The 17,401-nt window shown below is 68.0% G+C and carries 10 protein-coding genes; 6 read left to right on the forward strand and 4 right to left on the reverse strand.

The genetic code is table 11. The annotated features are described in order from the left end of the window. The first annotated feature begins 23 nt into the window (after positions 1-23). The 6 genes from GFY24_RS12810 to GFY24_RS12835 are packed head-to-tail and all read left to right on the forward strand — an operon-like array spanning position 24 to position 13,341. Positions 24-6,317: a polyketide synthase gene (locus GFY24_RS12810; protein WP_309230784.1), complete on the forward strand. Its 6,294-nt coding sequence runs from the start codon at positions 24-26 to the stop codon at positions 6,315-6,317. Further along, on the forward strand, positions 6,314-8,215 hold the full coding sequence (locus tag GFY24_RS12815) for a beta-ketoacyl synthase (protein WP_153805262.1): 1,902 nt from the start codon (positions 6,314-6,316) through the stop codon (positions 8,213-8,215). Before GFY24_RS12810 ends, GFY24_RS12815 begins: the two co-directional genes overlap by 4 nt. After that, a complete protein-coding gene (locus GFY24_RS12820) occupies positions 8,212-9,786 on the forward strand; it encodes a PfaD family polyunsaturated fatty acid/polyketide biosynthesis protein (RefSeq protein ID WP_153805263.1) in 1,575 nt (524 codons plus the stop codon). Before GFY24_RS12815 ends, GFY24_RS12820 begins: the two co-directional genes overlap by 4 nt. After that, positions 9,783-11,465, forward strand: coding sequence for an acetyl-CoA carboxylase, carboxyltransferase subunit beta (gene accD, locus GFY24_RS12825; protein ID WP_153805264.1), 1,683 nt, complete (start codon positions 9,783-9,785; stop codon positions 11,463-11,465). The genes GFY24_RS12820 and accD overlap by 4 nt, the downstream gene beginning before the upstream one ends. After that, positions 11,462-11,974, forward strand: coding sequence for a biotin/lipoyl-containing protein (locus tag GFY24_RS12830; protein WP_153805265.1), 513 nt, complete (start codon positions 11,462-11,464; stop codon positions 11,972-11,974). The genes accD and GFY24_RS12830 overlap by 4 nt, the downstream gene beginning before the upstream one ends. Beyond that, positions 11,971-13,341, forward strand: coding sequence for an acetyl-CoA carboxylase biotin carboxylase subunit (locus tag GFY24_RS12835; RefSeq protein ID WP_309230785.1), 1,371 nt, complete (start codon positions 11,971-11,973; stop codon positions 13,339-13,341). The genes GFY24_RS12830 and GFY24_RS12835 overlap by 4 nt, the downstream gene beginning before the upstream one ends. Before the next feature lie 59 nt (positions 13,342-13,400). On the opposite strand, the gene GFY24_RS12840 is transcribed toward GFY24_RS12835, so the two are convergent. From GFY24_RS12840 to GFY24_RS12855, 4 genes are read right to left on the reverse strand one after another with little or no spacing between them, the layout of a single operon-like run. After that, the gene (locus tag GFY24_RS12840; RefSeq protein WP_153805266.1) at positions 13,401-14,225 is read right to left on the reverse strand and encodes a carbohydrate ABC transporter permease; all 825 of its coding nucleotides are present in this window, start codon (positions 14,223-14,225) and stop codon (positions 13,401-13,403) included. Next, complete coding sequence (locus GFY24_RS12845; RefSeq protein WP_375336037.1) at positions 14,218-15,168, reverse strand: carbohydrate ABC transporter permease; 951 nt, start codon at positions 15,166-15,168, stop codon at positions 14,218-14,220. Before GFY24_RS12845 ends, GFY24_RS12840 begins: the two co-directional genes overlap by 8 nt. A 4-nt stretch (positions 15,169-15,172) precedes the next feature. After that, a complete protein-coding gene (locus tag GFY24_RS12850) occupies positions 15,173-16,030 on the reverse strand; it encodes a metallophosphoesterase (RefSeq protein WP_153805267.1) in 858 nt (285 codons plus the stop codon). Next, entirely contained in the window at positions 16,027-17,397 is a 1,371-nt protein-coding gene (locus GFY24_RS12855; protein ID WP_309230786.1) for an ABC transporter substrate-binding protein, read from the reverse strand. Before GFY24_RS12855 ends, GFY24_RS12850 begins: the two co-directional genes overlap by 4 nt. Positions 17,398-17,401: the final 4 nt, after the last annotated feature.

Genomic DNA, 17,401 nt, shown 5'->3' on the forward strand with positions numbered 1-17,401 from the left:
ATTTGGGTTCGAGAGGAAATTTCGTGACGGACGACAGACGCCTGGCACGCGACCCGATCGCCATCGTCGGGATGTCGGGCTTACTGCCCAAGGCACGCAATCATCGAGAGTACTGGCAGAACATCATCGACGGCGTGGACTGTACCGAGGAGGTGCCGTCCTCGCGCTGGAAACTGGACGACTACTACGACGCCGACCGATCGGTCCCGGACAAGACCTATTCGCGCCGTGGGGCTTTCCTGCCCGATGTGGATTTCGATCCGCTCGAGTTCGGGCTGCCGCCCAATCAGCTCGAGGTCACCAGCACGATGCAGACACTGAGTCTCGGTGTGGCACGCGATCTGCTGGTGGACGCGGGCGCCAATGACTCGCAGTGGTACGACCCGGAGCGCACCGGCGTGGTGCTGGGCACCACCGGACCGGTACCGCTCATGCATCCGCTGGCGGCCCGGCTCTCGACTCCCGTGCTGAAAGAGGCGGCGCGTTCGGTCGGACTCTCCGAGGGCGACGCCGATGCCATTGCCGATCGATTCGTCGCGGCATTCGCACCGTGGGAGGAGAACTCCTTCCCAGGCCTGCTCGCGAATGTCGTTGCGGGACGGGTGGCCAACCGGCTCGGCCTCGGCGGCATGAACTGCACCGTCGATGCCGCCTGCGCGGCCTCGCTGGCGGCGATTCGCACGGCCATCGCCGAACTGCAGGACCGCCGCGCCGACATGATGATCACCGGTGGCGTGGACACCGAGAACACCATCTTCATCTACATGTGCTTCAGCAAGGTCGGCGCGCTCTCGCCGACCGATCGGATCAGCCCGTTCGCCGACGGCGCGGACGGCACCATGCTGGGCGAGGGCATTACGATGCTGGCGCTGCGCCGGCTCGAAGACGCACGGCGCGACGGCAATCGGATCTACGCGGTGATTCGCGGGCTGGGCTCCTCCAGTGACGGGCGCTCCAAGAGCATCTACGCGCCGCGCGCCGAGGGGCAGCGCATCGCGCTCAACCGCGCGTACGCCGATGCCGAGTGCTCACCCGCCGATATCGAGCTCATCGAGGCGCACGCCACCGGCACCGCGGTCGGCGACAAGACCGAGCTGACCGCGCTGAAAGGCATTCTGGCCGAAGCGACTCCGGAGACCGGGTTCGCCGCGCTGGGCAGTGTGAAATCGCAGATCGGGCACACCAAGGGTGCGGCGGGCACCGCGAGTGTGATGAAGCTGGCGCTGGCACTGCATCAGAAGGTGCTGCCGGGGACCATCAATGTGGACGCACCCAATGCCGAAATCGACGCCGATACCACGCCGTTCTATGTGAATACCCGCACCCGGCCGTGGATCCGGGATCCGAAGCGGCCGGTGCGCCGGGCGGCGGCCTCGGCAATGGGCTTCGGCGGCACCAACTTCCACCTGGTGCTGGAGGAGGCGGACGCCACTCGCGACGGGCTGCGCGTGCTGCATCGCACGCCGCGCGCGCATATCTGGCACGCACCGGATGTATCGGGTCTGGTGGCGGCGGTCCGGGATACCGATGGCGGCGATGGCGGCGGTATCCCCGACGATTACGCGCGCATCGGCTTCGTCTCGCTCGATGACGACACCGCCGCGGATCTGCGCGGACTGGCGGTGGATGAGCTGCTGCGCAATCCCGGTGCGGCGCACTGGGATCACCCCGAGGGCGTGTACTTCCGCGCCGCCGCCTTGCCCGACCGCAAGGTGGGTGCGCTGTTCGCGGGTCAGGGCAGCCAGTACGTCGATATGGGACTCGATGCGGCGCTGAACAATCCGCCGGTGGGTGCGGCCTTCGACGCCGCCAACGCGGCCTTCGCCGATGCGTCACGGCGGCTGGGCGGAGTGGTCTTCCCACCCCCGGCCTTCGTCGACGAGGCCCGTGCGGAGCAGGAAATCGCTTTGCGCCGTACCGAATTCGCGCAACCGGCGATCGGTGCGCTGTCGGCCGGTCAGTTCGAGGTATTGCGGGACTTCGGTTTCCGCGCCGAGGGCTATCTCGGGCACAGCTTCGGCGAGCTCACCGCGCTGTGGGCGTCCGGGGCCGTCACCGGCGATGATTTCTTCGGGCTGGCGCGGGCGCGCGGCGCGGCCATGACCGTGCACGAGGGTGTCGATGCCGGGACCATGGTCGCGGTGGGCGCCGGGCGGGCCGATATCGAGGCGGCCATCGCCGGTATCGAGGACGTGTGGGTCTGCAATGACAACGCGCCTGATCAGGTGGTCGTGGGCGGCGGCGCGGACGGTATCGCCGCGGTGACCGATGTGTGTGCCGAAAAGGGCTGGGTCACACGGTATCTGCCGGTGTCCGGTGCTTTCCACACGCCCTACGTGGGTCATGCGGTGGAGGCGTTCGGCGCGGCGGTGGCGGCGGTGCGGATCGGGGCTCCCGATGCGCGGGTGTACGCCGATACCGCGGGTGCGTCCTATGGCGAGGATGTCGAGAGCAATCGCGCCACGCTCACCGCGCAGCTGAGCAATCCGGTCGATTTCCGGGGTGCGCTCACCGCCATGCGGGCCGACGGTTGCACGGTCTTCGTGGAGTTCGGGCCGAAGCAGGTGCTGACCTCGCTGGTGCGGCGCACCTTCGGCAATGACGTGATCGCCATCGCCACCGATCCCGGACCCATCGGCAATGGGGATCTGACGCTCAAGCGGGCGGCGGTGCGACTGGCGGTGCTCGGCTTCGAGCTGCACGGGTTGAACCGTTATGCCGCACCGGAACCGGCGGGCCGGGAACGCAAACCCGCTATGGCGGTGACCATTTCGGCGCCGGAGTATGTGCCGGCCAGCCGTCGCGAGGCTTATGCGGCCGCGCTGTCGGACGGTTACCAGGTCGTCACCGACGCGCCGGCGGTCGCCATCGCATCGATCCCGGTGCCGGTACCCACGCCCATACCTGTTCTGTCCAACGGACATTCGGAGAACTCGGAGAATAACGTGTCAGCCGAACCGCAGTACCGACTGCTGGCGCCGGGTGCGCTGGACAGCGCGCTGGTGCAGCATCTGGGCACCCATCGGCATTACCTGGACGGTCAGCTGGAGCTGGCGCGTGATCTGGCGGGTGCGCTGCGCGACGGCGGGCTCGACGAGCTGACCGTGCGCGCCATCGAAGCCGTGAAGGATCACGGTGTGGCGATCAGCGAAAGCCATTCCCGCGCGGGAGATGTGGTGGCGCAGCTGGCCGAGCTGGAGAGTGGGACGGCGGTGAGTCGGCCGCGCCCGGCACCGGCGTATGTCGAGCCGGTGGCGACCGTGCCCGCCGCGCGGCCCGCGCACCTCGGTAACGGTGCCTCGGCGAGCATCGCGCCCGCCGCGAATACCGTTGTCGCACCGCCCGCGCCGGTCGCACCGCCCGCGGCGATCGCTGTGCCCGTCGCCGCTCCGGAGCCGGTTGCGGTTGCCGCGGTCGCGCCCGTCGCCGCCGCCGACGCGCTGACCGGTGATGTGCTGCGTCAGGCGCTGCGTGAGGTGGTCGCGGACAAGACCGGGTATCCGGTGGAGATGGTCGATCCGACCATGGACCTGGAAGCGGATCTGGGTGTGGATTCGATCAAGCGGGTTCAGGTGATCGGTGCTCTGCAGGAACGTTTTCCGGAGCTTCCGGTGCTGGGCCCGGAGCAACTGGGCACGCTGCGCACGCTGGATCAGATCGTGAGCGAGCTGGCCGGGGCTGACGTCGCGCCGACCGTATCGGTTCCGGTTGTGGCTGTTCCCGCTGCCGGGGGCGCGCCCTCCGGTGATGTGCTGCGTCGGGCGCTGCGCGAGGTAGTTGCCGACAAGACCGGTTATCCGGTCGAGATGGTCGATCCCACCATGGATCTCGAAGCGGATCTGGGTGTGGATTCGATCAAGCGGGTTCAGGTGATCGGTGCTCTGCAGGAACGTTTTCCGGAGCTACCGGTGCTGGGACCCGAGCAACTCGGTACTTTACGCACGCTCGATCAGATCGTGGGCGAGCTGGCCGGGGGTGATGTTCACCCAAAAGCTGAGGCCGCGGCGCAGACCCCGCGGCATGTAGTCGAACTCGTCGAGCTGCCCCCGGTGGATATTGCGGTGGATCCCTACCGTTCCGCGGGCACCGCACTGCTGGTGTGCCTGGATGACACTGCCGAAACCGATTGCGAGGCAATCGAAGAGCAGTTCCGGGCACACGGCTGGACGGTGCGGCGGGCGCGGGGAGCGGCGGCCGGGACGGTGGACGCCTGCGTGGTGGTCGCCGGTGTGGCCGCCGAATGGGAACAGGCGCAGCGGATTCTGTCCGATGCCATTCTGGTGGCCGGGCAGGCGCTGCCGGCATTGCGCGGTGCGACCGGGCGGGCGGGGTTCGTGACCGTCACCCGGCTCGATGGTCACCTCGGATTCCGGGGTGACGCGGAGCCGGTGGCTGCGCTGCTGGGTGGTCTCGGTGGTGTGGTCAAGAGCCTTGCGGCGGAACAGCCTTCGCTGTTCTGCCGGGCCCTGGACATCGATCCGGCGATCCTGCCGCATCGACTCGCCGAGCATGTGCTCGAGGAGTTGTGTGATGCGGCCTCGGATACCCCGGAGGTCGGCATCGACGCCGACGGTGCGCGCCGTACTCCGGTCCCGGGATCGCACGGTCCGGCACGGATAACGGAAAACGTCAGCGCCGGTACCGATTTCGGACCTGCGCTGCTGACCGACGCCGATGTACTGCTGGTAACCGGCGGTGCGCGCGGCGTCACCGCGACCTGCGTGCTGGAGTTGGCGCTGGTGGCCGAGTGTCGCTTCCTGCTGCTGGGCCGGACCGCTCTGGATCCGGAACCCGAGTGGGCGCTCGATCTCGCCGACGCGGAGTTGAAGACCGCGGCGGTGCGCGCTTTGGCGGGGACCGGTGTCACCCCACGTGATATCGACCGGGCCTGCGCCCAGGTGCGGGCGGTGCGCGAAATCCGTTCCACCCTTGCCGAACTCGGGGAACGGGCGACGTATCAGGCGGTGGATGCCACCGATACGGCAGCGCTCACCGCGGCGCTGACACCCTGGCACGGAGCCATTACCGGTGTCGTGCACGGTGCGGGTGTGCTGGCGGATTCGCTCATCCCGGACAAGACCGCCGAGTCCATCGAACGGGTACTGCGCCCCAAGCTCGCGGGGCTGGGCGCGGTGCTGGCCGCGGCCGGGGAACCGCGCCATCTGGTGCTGTTCACCTCGGTGGCCGGATTGTTCGGCAATGCCGGGCAGGCGGACTACGCGGCGGCCAATGAGGCGCTGGGGCGGTTCGCGGTGAGCTGGGGACAGCGGCATCCCGATCGCTATGTGACAGCGCTGGATTGGGGCGCGTGGGACGGCGGGATGGTGACTCCCGCACTGCGTGAGCACTTCCGGATGCGGGGCATTCCGCTGCTCGCACCGGCGGCCGGTGCGGCCGCGTTCACCGCGCAGTTCAGCGAATCACGCCGTCGGGAACCGGTGCTGCTGATCGGTGCTGCGACCGCGTTGTCGGAAGGTGAGGTGGAGCCCGCGGCGGCGCGGGTGCGGCGTGAGATCGGCGGGCTCATCGAGGAGCCGGTGATCGCCGCGCACCGGGTGGGGGAGCACATCGTGCTGCCCGCCACCTTCGGACTGGGTGCGATGGTGCACCTGGCCGAGCGCACCCGGCCCGGGCGAATCGTGGTGGGTGCGCGGGACTTCCAGGTGCTGCGCGGGGTGGTCTTCGACCATCCTGTGCACACCCTGGAGATCGAGCTGACCCCGGCCGAGCCGGTGGACGGCCGGATGGCGGTGCGGGCCACCGTATTCGGTGATTCGGCGGCGCGGTTCCGTGCCACGCTGCTGCTGGCCGATGCACCGGAAGCCGCCGCCCGGCAGCAGGTTCCGGCTGGGCCGGGAGTGAGCGCGGAGTACATCTACCGGGACGGCATCCAGTTCCACGGTCCCGCACTACAGGGGTTGCGCTCGGTGCGCGCGCTGAACGACGACGCTCTCGTGCTGGAGTGTGCGCTGCCCTCGGCATCGGTGGCTCCCGGCGCCTACGCGAGCCGGCTGCACGATCCGGTGCTCGCCGACCTGATCCTGCAGGCCCCGCCCGTACTGGGACATCGCCTGCTCGGTGCGGCCTGCCTGCCCCTCGGGGTCGGGCGGATCGAGTACCACGCGCCGCTGCCGGCGGGCGAACCCTTCCTGGTGGTCGTGGACAATCCCCGCGCCACCCGCATGGAGGCCGTGCTCGACGCGACGGCCCTGACGCTCGATGGCACAGTCCTGCAACGATTCTCGGATGTCACCGTATTGACGACACCCGATCTGACGGAGAAGTTCCGAACCTCGGTGAGGCGGTGGACAGCATGACAGTGCTGGAGTTCGACGGTATTCCCTTCAATGCCCTGACTGCACCCGCACCGGCGGCGGTGAAGCCCGCTGCGCCGGTGGCCCCGGCTGCCCCGGCACCTGTTGCCCATCGGGTCGATCCGATCGCGGAGATTCGCGCGGGAGTGGTGGCGGCGCATCGGTCCGCGCTGTCCGCGCAGCTCGCCTTGCAGCGGGGGATCTGGCGGCGGGCCATTCGTCCTGTGCCGGTTCCGGTTTCGGTTCGCACGGCGGGTAATGCCGCCGAGGGCGCGTTCAAACCGCTGGCCAGGTCCGGGCGCGTTCAACTGGACCGGGCGGCGTTGGAGCTATTGGCGGGCGGTGAGATCGGCGCGGTGTTCGGGCCCGGCCATCAGCGGCCGGGCATCATCCGGGCCGCGCGCCTGGCGGGTACGAGCGCGCTGGCGCTGACCGAGGTCACCGGGATCGAACTGTACGGCGGTACTGGAAATGGCCGTGTCACAGCACGATTCGAGGGTGATTCACGGTCGGCGGCGCTCCAGGTGGCCGAGGTGTTCGCCCTGTTCACCGGCATGCCGTTATGCCTGTCCGGGAGCACGATCACCGGCAGCGTCGGGGAGACCTCGTTCGGGAACTCCAGCGGCACTGTCGATCTCGTGGTGGATCGGCTCGATCTGGTGCCGCGCCCGCATATCGAGGGCACCGTGAGCTTCGGCCCCGGCACGGCTCCGGTCGCGGTACGGGTTACCGTCGCGGAACCCGCCGGGGTGGAGGTCGGTCCCGGCGGAGCGGCGGGTGATCTGCTGCTCAACGAATTCCATATGGCGCACCTGGCGCGCGGCGATCAAGCCATTGCCATGGGCCCGGAATTCGCCGAGTACACCGGCGTGCGAGCCACCCGGCTTCCGACCGGCGGGCTGCTGCTCGTCGACCGGGTGTGTGAGTTCGACGGTGCGCGCGGCAATCTCGAAAGTGCTTCGTACACCACCGAATACGACTCTCCGGCGGATTCCTGGTATTACGCCGATACGGCGAACGACTCCATGCCGCACTTCGTCTACATGGAGACCTCGCTGCAGGCGGCGCTGCTGATGGGCTATTACGCCGGGCCGACCCGCACCCAGCCGGGCGTGACGCTCAGCCTGCGTAATCTCGGCGGTACCGCGACCGTACTGCGGCAGGTCGACCTGCGGGACGCTACCATCGAACAGGATTCGCGGCTGCTGTCCACCACGATCCTGCCGGGATCGTCACTGCAGACCTTCGATTACACGCTGAGTGTGGACGGCGAACCGTTCTACCGGGGCGAGACCATGTTCGGCTACTTCAGTGATGAGGCGCTGGGTAATCAAACCGGTTTGGACGCAGGACGTTTCGTGCCGACCTGGCTGGCAGGGCATCCCGAGGCCAGGACCCGGGTCATCGATGTGGCGGCCCGGCGGGCCGATGCCGCCGCGCCCGCCTGCTCACGCGGGAAACTCGCGCTGATCGACTGCGTCGAGGTGGTCGATCAGGGCGGTGAGTACGGTGCGGGCTACCTGCGGTCGCTGCGCGCCATCGATCCGGCGGACTGGTTCTTCACCCGGCACTTCCACCTCGATCCGGTGATCCCGGGTTCGCTCGGGGTGGAGTCGGTCATTCACGCCGTCCAGGAGTGGATGCTCGATGCCGGATTCGCCGAGGGCATGGCCGATCCCGTCTTCCGCATCCCCGCCGATACCGCGTTCAGCTGGCGTTATCGCGGTCAGTTCCTCCCCACTGACGGCAGTGTGGAGCTCGAGGCGCATATCAAATCGGTGCGGCGCGGACCGCACGGAGCGACCGTCGTCGTGGACGGATCGCTGTGGAAGCCGGGACTGCGCATCTACGAACTCGTGGATCTGGCAGTCGAACTCGCCGATCGGAAGGCGCGCTCATGACCACCCTCGGAACCCCGGGGCTCGCGCGGACGGCCGCCGATATCACCGGCCTGCTGCTCGACCTGGACCGGCCGTGCTGGATTCTGCGGGACGAGGAGGGCCGGGTCGCGGCCACCACGGACGACTGGGCCGCCGGCGCGCGCGGGCAGGTACTGGCGGCGGTGCCGCCATTGCCGCAGGATCGGCTGGGAGACAAGGGATTCCGGGTCGCGCACGGTGTGCGTGCGGCGTATGCGGCGGGCGCGATGGCCAATGGGATCGCCTCGCCCGCACTGGTCGTGGCGATGGCCGAGGCCGGATACCTGGCGAGTTACGGCGCGGCCGGGGTTCCACCGGCCGCGGTCGACGCCGCTCTCGCCGAGCTGTCGGCGAAGCTGCGGGGAAAACCGTTCGCCTGCAATCTGATCCACAGTCCCTCCGAGCTCGCGCTGGAGCGGGCGATTGTGGATGCCTGCCTGCGGCATGAGGTGCGCTGTGTGGAGGCCTCGGCCTTCATGGACCTCACGCCGGAGGTGGTGCGGTACCGTGCCGCCGGGCTGAGCGTGGATCGGCAGGGTGCGGTCGTCTGTGGTAATCGGTTGATCGCCAAGGTATCCCGGGTCGAGGTGGCCGAACTGTTCCTGCGGCCCGCGCCGGAGCGGCTGCTGCGGCAGTTGGTCGAGAGCGGGCGGATCACCGCCGAACAGGCTCGGCTCGCCGAGCGGGTGCCGATGGCGGATGACATTACAGCCGAGGCGGATTCGGGTGGTCACACTGATCGGCGACCGCTGGTGGTGCTGCTGCCTGAGCTGGTGGCCGCGCGTGATCGGATCGCGCACACTGTTCCCGGTGCGGCGGCGGTCCGGATCGGTGCGGCGGGTGGAATCGGCACTCCCGATGCTGCGGCTGCGGCCTTCGCACTGGGTGCGGCCTATATCGTGACCGGCTCGGTGAATCAGTCGGCGGTGGAGGCGAATCAGTCCCAGGCGACCAAGAACCTGCTCGCCACAGCGCAATTCGCGGACTGCACCATGGCGCCTTCCTCGGATATGTTCGAACTCGGTGTGCAGGTGCAGGTCCTGCGTAGGGGCACCATGTTCGCGTCCCGGGCGCAGCGGCTGTACGACCTCTACCGGGCGTACGACGGTATGGACGCCCTGCCCGTCGAGATCCGAAAGGATCTGGAGGACAAGCTCTTCCGGCGTCCGCTCGCGGAGATTTGGCAGGAGTGTGTCTCCTACTTCACCGAACGCGATCCGGCGCAGCTGGTCAGCGCCGAGGGTGATCCCAAGGCTCGCATGGCGCTGGTATTCCGGTGGTATCTGGGCCTGTCCTCGGGCTGGAGTATCCGCGGTGAGGCCGATCGCCCGGCCGACTATCAGATCTGGTGCGGGCCGGCCATGGGCGGCTTCAACAGCTGGGTCGCGGGCAGCTACCTCGCCGCGCCCGCCAATCGGTCGGTGGCCGATATCGCGAACCAGTTGATGACCGGGGCGGCCTATCTCACCCGGGTCGCGCAATTGCGTAGCGCCGGTGTGCGATTGCCGGCCGAATGTGCCCGGTATGTGCCTCGTCCGACGGAGGAACAATGACCATTCTCGAGACCGGAACGGCCGCCGCGACAACGTGGATGGTGTGCCCGGGTTGTACGGCGATGATCTACGTCAAACGCTTCGAGCGTGCCGACCGGGTCTGCCCCGAATGCGATAACCACGGCATGCTGACCGCGCGCCAGCGCATCGAGCTGCTGCTGGATCCGGATTCGGCGCAGACCATCGAGTACGCCGAAACCCTTGCCGACCCTTTGGGTTTCACCGATTCACGGCCCTATCCCGAGCGCCTTGCCGATGCCCGGTACCGGACCGGTATGTCCGATGCGGTGCTTTGTGTGCGCGGCACCATGGGCGGTACGCCGGTGGTGCTGGCCGCCATGGATTTCCGCTTCCTCGGCGGCAGTCTGGGCGGCGCGGTGGGCGAGGCCATCACCACCGCCGCCGAGGTGGCGCTGACCGAACGTCGTCCGTTGCTGCTGGTCACCGCCTCGGGCGGGGCGCGCATGCAGGAGGGCATTGTCGCCCTCATGCAGATGGCCAAGACCAGCCGCGCCCTGCGCAGGCTCGACGACGCGGGCGTGCTCACGGTGTCGGTGATCACCGATCCGACCTACGGTGGCGTGGCGGCGTCCTTCGCCACCTCCACCGATGTGATCGTGGCCGAACCCGGTGCGCGACTGGGTTTCGCGGGGCCACGGGTAATCCAGCAGACCATCGGGCAGACCCTGCCGCCCGGCTTCCAGACCGCCGAATTCCTGCTCGAGCACGGCATTGTCGATATGATCTGCCATCGCTCGGCGCTGCGGGATCGGCTGATTCGGCTGGTGGGCATGACAACCCGCTCGGCCCGTCCGCATTCGAACGACGACGCCGCGGTCATTACCGATCCGGCGGCGCTGTCCGGCGGTGATCCGTGGGAGCGGGTGCGGGCCGCACGGCGACTGGGCCGCCCCACCACCCTGGATCATCTGGCGGGGGCCTTCGAGGAATTCCTCGAACTGCACGGCGACCGCCTCAGTGCGGACTGCCCGGCCATGGTCGCGGGTCTGGCCCGCCTCGACGGTGTCGCGGTCGCGGTGATCGGTACGCAGAAGGGGCATACCGCCGCCGAACTGAGCCGGCGCAATTTCGGTATGCCGACGCCCTCGGGATACCGCAAGGCCATGCGGGTGCTGCGGCTGGCGGAGAGGCTGGGACTGCCCGTCATCACCCTGATCGATACCGCGGGCGCGTATCCGGGCATCAGCGCCGAACGCGAGGGGCAGGCGGTGGCCATTGCCGAATCGCTGAAACTGCTTGCCGGACTGGAGGTTCCGGTGGTCGCCGTAATCACCGGCGAGGGCGGCAGCGGGGGAGCGCTGGCCCTGGCACTCGCGGACCGGGTGCTGGTGTGCGAGAACGCGGTCTACTCGGTGATCAGCCCCGAGGGCTGCGCCTCCATCCTCTGGCAGGACGCGAGCGCGGCGCCGCGTGCCGCGCGAGCCCTGCGGGTGGACGCGACCGCGCTGCTGGAACTCGGCATCGCCGATGCGGTGGTGCCCGAACCCGCCGGTGGTGCGGATGCGAACCCGGCGGCCGCAACGATGCTCCTGCGCCGGGCGCTGCGGCAGACGGTGCATGAGCTGCGGGCCTGGTCCGCCGCCGAACTGCTGGCCCACCGGCATGCCCGTTTTCGCGCCTTCGGCGTTGCCCGACACGATATTCAGGAGAACCGATGACCGACCCACGTACCACCGAGTCCACCGGGCGTGCCGTGAGCGCGGACGAGGCCGACCACAGTTTGGCCGTGCTGACCCGGCACGCGTTGACGGTGCGCAATGATGGCGCGCCCGCGCCCACCTCGGTCACCGTGGCCAATGGTCCGGTGCTGCTGCGGATCAGCTGGGAGGATGGCGCGTCCGTCGGTTCCGCCGGGTCCACGCCGGTGGCCGCCATCGCCCCGGTCGAGGTCGAGGCTGTCACCGAAAACGGTCCCGCCGCAAACACATTCACGCTCACCTCGGAGACGGTAGGTGTCTTCTACCGTGCCTCCGAGCCCGGTGCCGCCCCCTTCGCCGACGCCGGCGATCCGGTGCGTGCCGGTCAGCAGGTGGGCATTGTCGAGGCCATGAAGCTGATGATTCCCATTACCGCTGCCAAGGAGGGTGTGGTCGCCGAATTCCTGGTCGAGGACGGCGAAGCGGTCGAGCACGGGCAGCCGCTCATCGTCTTCGAGGTGCTCCGGTGACCCAGCAGATCCGCAAGGTGCTCATCGCCAATCGCGGTGAGATCGCCGTCCGGATTCAACGTACCTGCGCCGAACTCGGAATCGCCACCGTCGCGGTGCATTCCGCCGCCGATCGGGATTCGGCCGTCGTCCGCCTGGCCGATGAATCGGTGCAGATCGGTCCCGGACCCGCCAAGCGTAGCTACCTGTACATTCCCGCGATTATCGAGGCCGCCCGCGCCACCGGCGCGGACGCCATCCACCCCGGCTACGGATTCCTTTCGGAGAACCCGGATTTCGCGGAGGTCTGCGAGGACGAGGGCCTCATCTTCGTCGGCGCCCCCGCCGCGGTCATGGCGCGCCTGGGTGACAAGTCGACCGCCCGCGCCCTCATGGCCGATGCGGGCCTGCCCCTGCTCCCCGGCAGCCGCGATCCCCTCGACACCGTGGACGAGGCGCGAAACCTGGCCGCCGACATCGGCTATCCGGTCATCCTCAAGGCGGTGGCGGGCGGTGGCGGCCGCGGTATGCGCGTGGTCCGCGATCCGAGCGAGTTCGCCGCGGCCTGGCAACAGACCCGTGCCAATGCCACCGCCGTCTTCGGCGACGGCCGGTTGTACATCGAGCGCTATCTCGACGGCGCCCGGCATGTGGAGGCCCAGATCCTGGCCGACACCCACGGCACGGTCATCCATCTCGGCCTGCGCGACTGCTCCCTGCAGCGCCGCCACCAGAAGCTGGTCGAGGAGTCGCCCGCCCCCGGTCTCTCCCATGAGCTGGCCGAGCGGATCGGCGCGGCGGCGGTACGCGGTGCGGCCGCCGCCGGCTATGTCGGCGCGGGCACGGCGGAATTCCTCCTGGATGCCAACGGCGACTTCTACTTCATGGAAGTCAATTGCCGCCTGCAGGTGGAACATCCGGTCACCGAAATGGTCACCGGCCTCGACCTGGTCGCGGAACAGCTGCGCATCGCCTCCGGCCTGCCGCTCACCGTCGACCCGAACACCCGCCCGAATGGAGTCGCCATCGAATGCCGCATCAATGCCGAGGATCCCGAACGCGAATTCGCCCCGGCCCCCGGCACACTCACCGAATGCGTGCTACCCGGCGGCCAGTTCGTCCGCGTGGACACCCACATCGGTACCGGCTATTCCATTCCCCCGCACTATGATTCGCTGCTCGCCAAGGTCGTCGTCTGGGGTCCAGATCGTCCCACCGCCATCGCCCGGATGCGACGGGCGCTGGCGGAGACCAGCATTCGAGGCGCGGGCGTAGCCACCACCACCGAATTCCTGCACGATGTCCTGGACCACCCGAGGTTCCGTTCCGCGACGCACGACACCGCCCTCATCGGCACCCTCACCGAACCGGCTCTCGCCTCCGCCTGATCGATCCCATATCGAAAGCCCCTGGATTCCAGGGGCTTTCGTCGTATCGGAGGTGCCAGCTACTTCAGGCCGGAGCGGACGAAGGCGTTGACTATGTGGCGTTGCAGGGCGAGGTACAGGAGCAGGACGGGCAGGCAGGCCAGGCCGGCTACGGCCATCATCGGGCCCCACTGTTCGCCTTCGGTGCCCATGAAGCTGCGCAGGCCCAGTTGCAGGACACCGTTGGATTTACGGAGAACCACCGCGGGCCAGAAGTATTCGTTCCAGGCGTTGATGAACAGCAGGATGCCCAGGGCGGCCAGGGCGGAGCGCAGGTTGGGGACCACCACGGTCCACAGGATGGACCAGGAGGAGCGGCCGTCCATCTTGGCGGCGGCCACGAGTTCCTTGGGGAAGGCGTTCATATGCTGGCGGAGCAGCAGCACGCCCATGGCCGAGCACAGGGTGGGGAGCACCACGCCGATCAGCGAATCGATCAGGCCCATGCGGGTGAGCAGAATGTAGTTGGGGAGCATGGTGACCTGGAACGGGACCAGCCAGATGCCTACGAATGCCAGGTAGAGCAGGCGCTGCAGGGGGAAGGTGTACATGGCGAAGGCGTAGGCGGCCAGCAGTGCGATCAGGAGCTGACCGGCGGAGGAGAGTATCGCCACCACAAAGGTATTCGCGATCAGGCCGGTGATGTCGACCTCGTGCGCGGCGGTGCTGAAATTGCCGAACGACAGCGGCCAGGGCAGCGGGGACTGGGAGGTCACATCCTGCGGGCGGCGCAGCGCGGTGGCGAAGATCCAGTAGAGCGGGAAGACGCAGACGACAGCGGTGACCGCCAGCAGCGCATGGCTACCGGCGGTCCGCAGTCGTTCGCCTATCGATGTGTCAATCATCGTTGAAGGCAACCTTTTCCGAGATCCAGACGAGGACGCCGGCCACCGCGCCGAAGCCGAGGAAGAGCATGACGCCCGCGGCGGCGCTCAATCCGGCGTCGAAGGTGTGGAAGGCGTAATCCCACAGCAGGTAGTAGATATTGGTGGTGGCCTGCGACGGCCCGCCCTGGGTCATGGTGTCGATGAGCGGGAATGTCAGTGTGGGACTGAGCAATACGGTGGTGAGTACCAGGAACATCAGGGTGGGGGAGAGCATCGGCAGCGTGATCCAGCGGCGGATCTGACTGGCGCTGGCACCGTCCATCCGGGCCGCCTCGTCGTAATCGCCACTGATACCGGCCAATCCGGCCCACACCACCAGTACCGCGAATCCGAGCAGCTGCCAGCCGGTGACCGCGATGATCACCCCGTGCGCGGTGGCCGAGTCGTACACCCAGTTGCGATGGCTGCCCAGCAGTCGATCGACGAAGCCGCTGCCGGGATGCAGCAGCCAGCGCCAGACCGCCGCCGCCGCGACCGGTGCGACCAGGAACGGGGTGAAAATCAGTGCGTGGTACAGGGTTCGGGCCCGCCCGCGCACCTGCCGGCTGGCCAGCGCGATGAGCAGCGGCAGCCCGACCGTGAACGGCAGCAGACCGATGATCATCACCGCGGTCCGCCGCAGTGACGCCCAGAACGACGGAAGTTCCAGCAGCCGACTGTAATTCGCTGTTCCCACCGGCCGCATGGGCGAGGTCGGAAGCAGATTCCAAGAGTAGGTGGACAATTCGATCGCCTGGAACAGCGGCCGATAGGTCCACACCACCAGCAGGAACAGCGCCGGTGCCAGATACAGATAGGGCGCGGCGATACGGGTCACGCGCCGCAGCATGGTGCGGCGCGGACGCGCCGCCGGGGCCGTAATGGCCACCGGCGGCGCGTCCTGTTCGAGAACTACGAACACCGCATCACCCGGACTGCGCGACGTAGGGTGCGAGCCGGTCGAGTTCCCCGGCCTCGTCGCGGTCGTAGATGACGGTGGCCGCGGCCACCTCGACCGCGGTCGCGATCACGGCCGAACCCACGATATCGATTCGGCTGTAACCGGATCCGCTGACGGCGCGCTGCCGTCCCCGCGGTGCCATGGCATGGATGCGATAGGCCATGGCGGGGCCGACCCACACCGGAATTCCGGCGAGCGCGGACGCGGCGGTCATATGGTTGTGCCCGCACAGGATCATGCGCACATCGGTGCCCGCGACCACGGCCGCCAACTGTTCGGCCTGCCGCAGCTTCAGTGCCTCGGCCGCTGCGATGGCCGAGGGCAGCGGCGGATGATGCAGTACGAGCACGGTGCCCCGGGGCGCGGGACGGCTCAGCTGCTCGGCCAGCCAATCCAGCTGTTCGGGCTCCAATTTGCCGTCATGCAGACCGGGCGTGGTGCTGTCGAGCGCGATGACGCGCACGCCGGCGACCTCGATCACCTGGTCGATGGGCTGGGCCGGATCCACCGTGCCCGGCTCGCGGCCGAGCAGTTCGACCCCGAACGCGGTGCGCTCGTCATGATTTCCCATGGCGTACAACACCTGTGCGCCCAGCTCCGCGGCGACCGGTTCGACGGCCGCGCGCAGCAGGCGATACGCCTCGGGTGAGCCGTTGTCGGCGAGATCGCCGGTGAGCAGCAGGGCGTCGATGCGCCGCCCGCCGGTCCGCAACTGATCCAGTACTCGCTTCAACGTGGCATAGGTGTCCACGGTGTCCAGCACGGTCTCACCACCCGACCGGATATGGGTGTCGGTGAGCTGGACGAGAGTGAGTCCGTTCATGAGGTGGGCAGGAGTTTGGCGCCCTGGTCACGCGCGGCGTTCAGTGTGGACTGTGCATCCTTGCCCTGGAACACGATCGACTCGACCGCGTCCATCATGCCGTCGCGGATCTGCAGATAGTTGTTGCCCGGCATGGAAACCCACGGCTCCATGCTGGTCAGCTGCGCCACGTTCGGGGCCAGCAGCGGATTGGCGATGGCCCACGTACCGAGCGAGGCCGGCGAGTTCATCATGTCGGAGCGCAGCGGCAGATAGCCGATATTCTGTGAGATCTTCATGTACGACTCCTCACTGGTGAGGTACTTGATCAATTCCCATCCGGCACGCTGCTTGGCCGGATCATTAGCCAGAATATGCAGTCCCGCACCGGAATTGGTTGGCACCGTGGCCTTGTCGCCGAAGCGGGGCATGGTGGTCGAGCGCAGGTCCCACTTGTCCTTGGCACCGGTGACGAAGGTGCCCTGAATGGCGCTGGTCTCCAGGATCATGCCGATATCGCCGCGCGCGAACGCCTCGTAGCCCTGCTTCTGGGCGAGCTTGGGCATACTGCCGGTATTCACCAGATCCTGTGCCATCTTGGTGACCTCGACCGCCGGGGCGTCGGCGAACGCGAGGCCGCGCCGGTCCTCGGAGATGACCCGGCCGCCATTGGAACGCACCATGGACTGGAAGCACCAATCCTTGGCGGTCTTGGTGAGGCAGTCGAGGTAGACGCCGTCCTTACCGGTCTTACCGGCAATGGCCTTGGCCGCGTCGGCGACCTGCGCCCAGGTGGCGGGCGGCTTGTTCGGGTCGAGCCCGGCCTGGGTGAACAGCGAGGCGTTGAAATACAGAACGGGCGTGGAGAAGACGAACGGCACACCGTAGGTGTGGCCGTCCCAATCGTCCAGGGTGCGAGCCTTGGCGGCGAACGGGAATTTCACGCCGTCGAAGTTCTGCTGCACCTCGGGCTTGCCGAAGAGCGAGTCCAGCGGCTTGGCCTGCAACTGGTGGATGGTGAAATCCAGGTCGCTGAAGCCCAATTGGACGACATCGGGCGGATTGCCCGCGACGATCTGGTTCTGCACGCTGGAGATGGTGTCGGTGGCCGGGTTGGGGCTGTTGCCCTGCGGCTTCTGCGCGGTGACCTTGATATTGGGGAACTTCTTGCCGAAATCGGAGATCAGGGCATTGAAGGTATCGGTCCAGGCACCGGCCAGGCCGTAGTTGTAGGACTCGAAGACGATCGAAACCTGCTGGCCCGGTTGCAATTCCGGAACCTGCGCGGTCGAGGTCGCGTCGGTGGAGGTGGTACCGCCGAGCCCGCAGCTGGTCAGCGCGAGCGTGGCGGCGAACACCAAGCCCAAGAAGGGCAGGGTGCGTTTCACGGAT

This window comes from Nocardia sp. SYP-A9097 (assembly GCF_009649815.1).
Lineage (GTDB): Bacteria > Actinomycetota > Actinomycetes > Mycobacteriales > Mycobacteriaceae > Nocardia.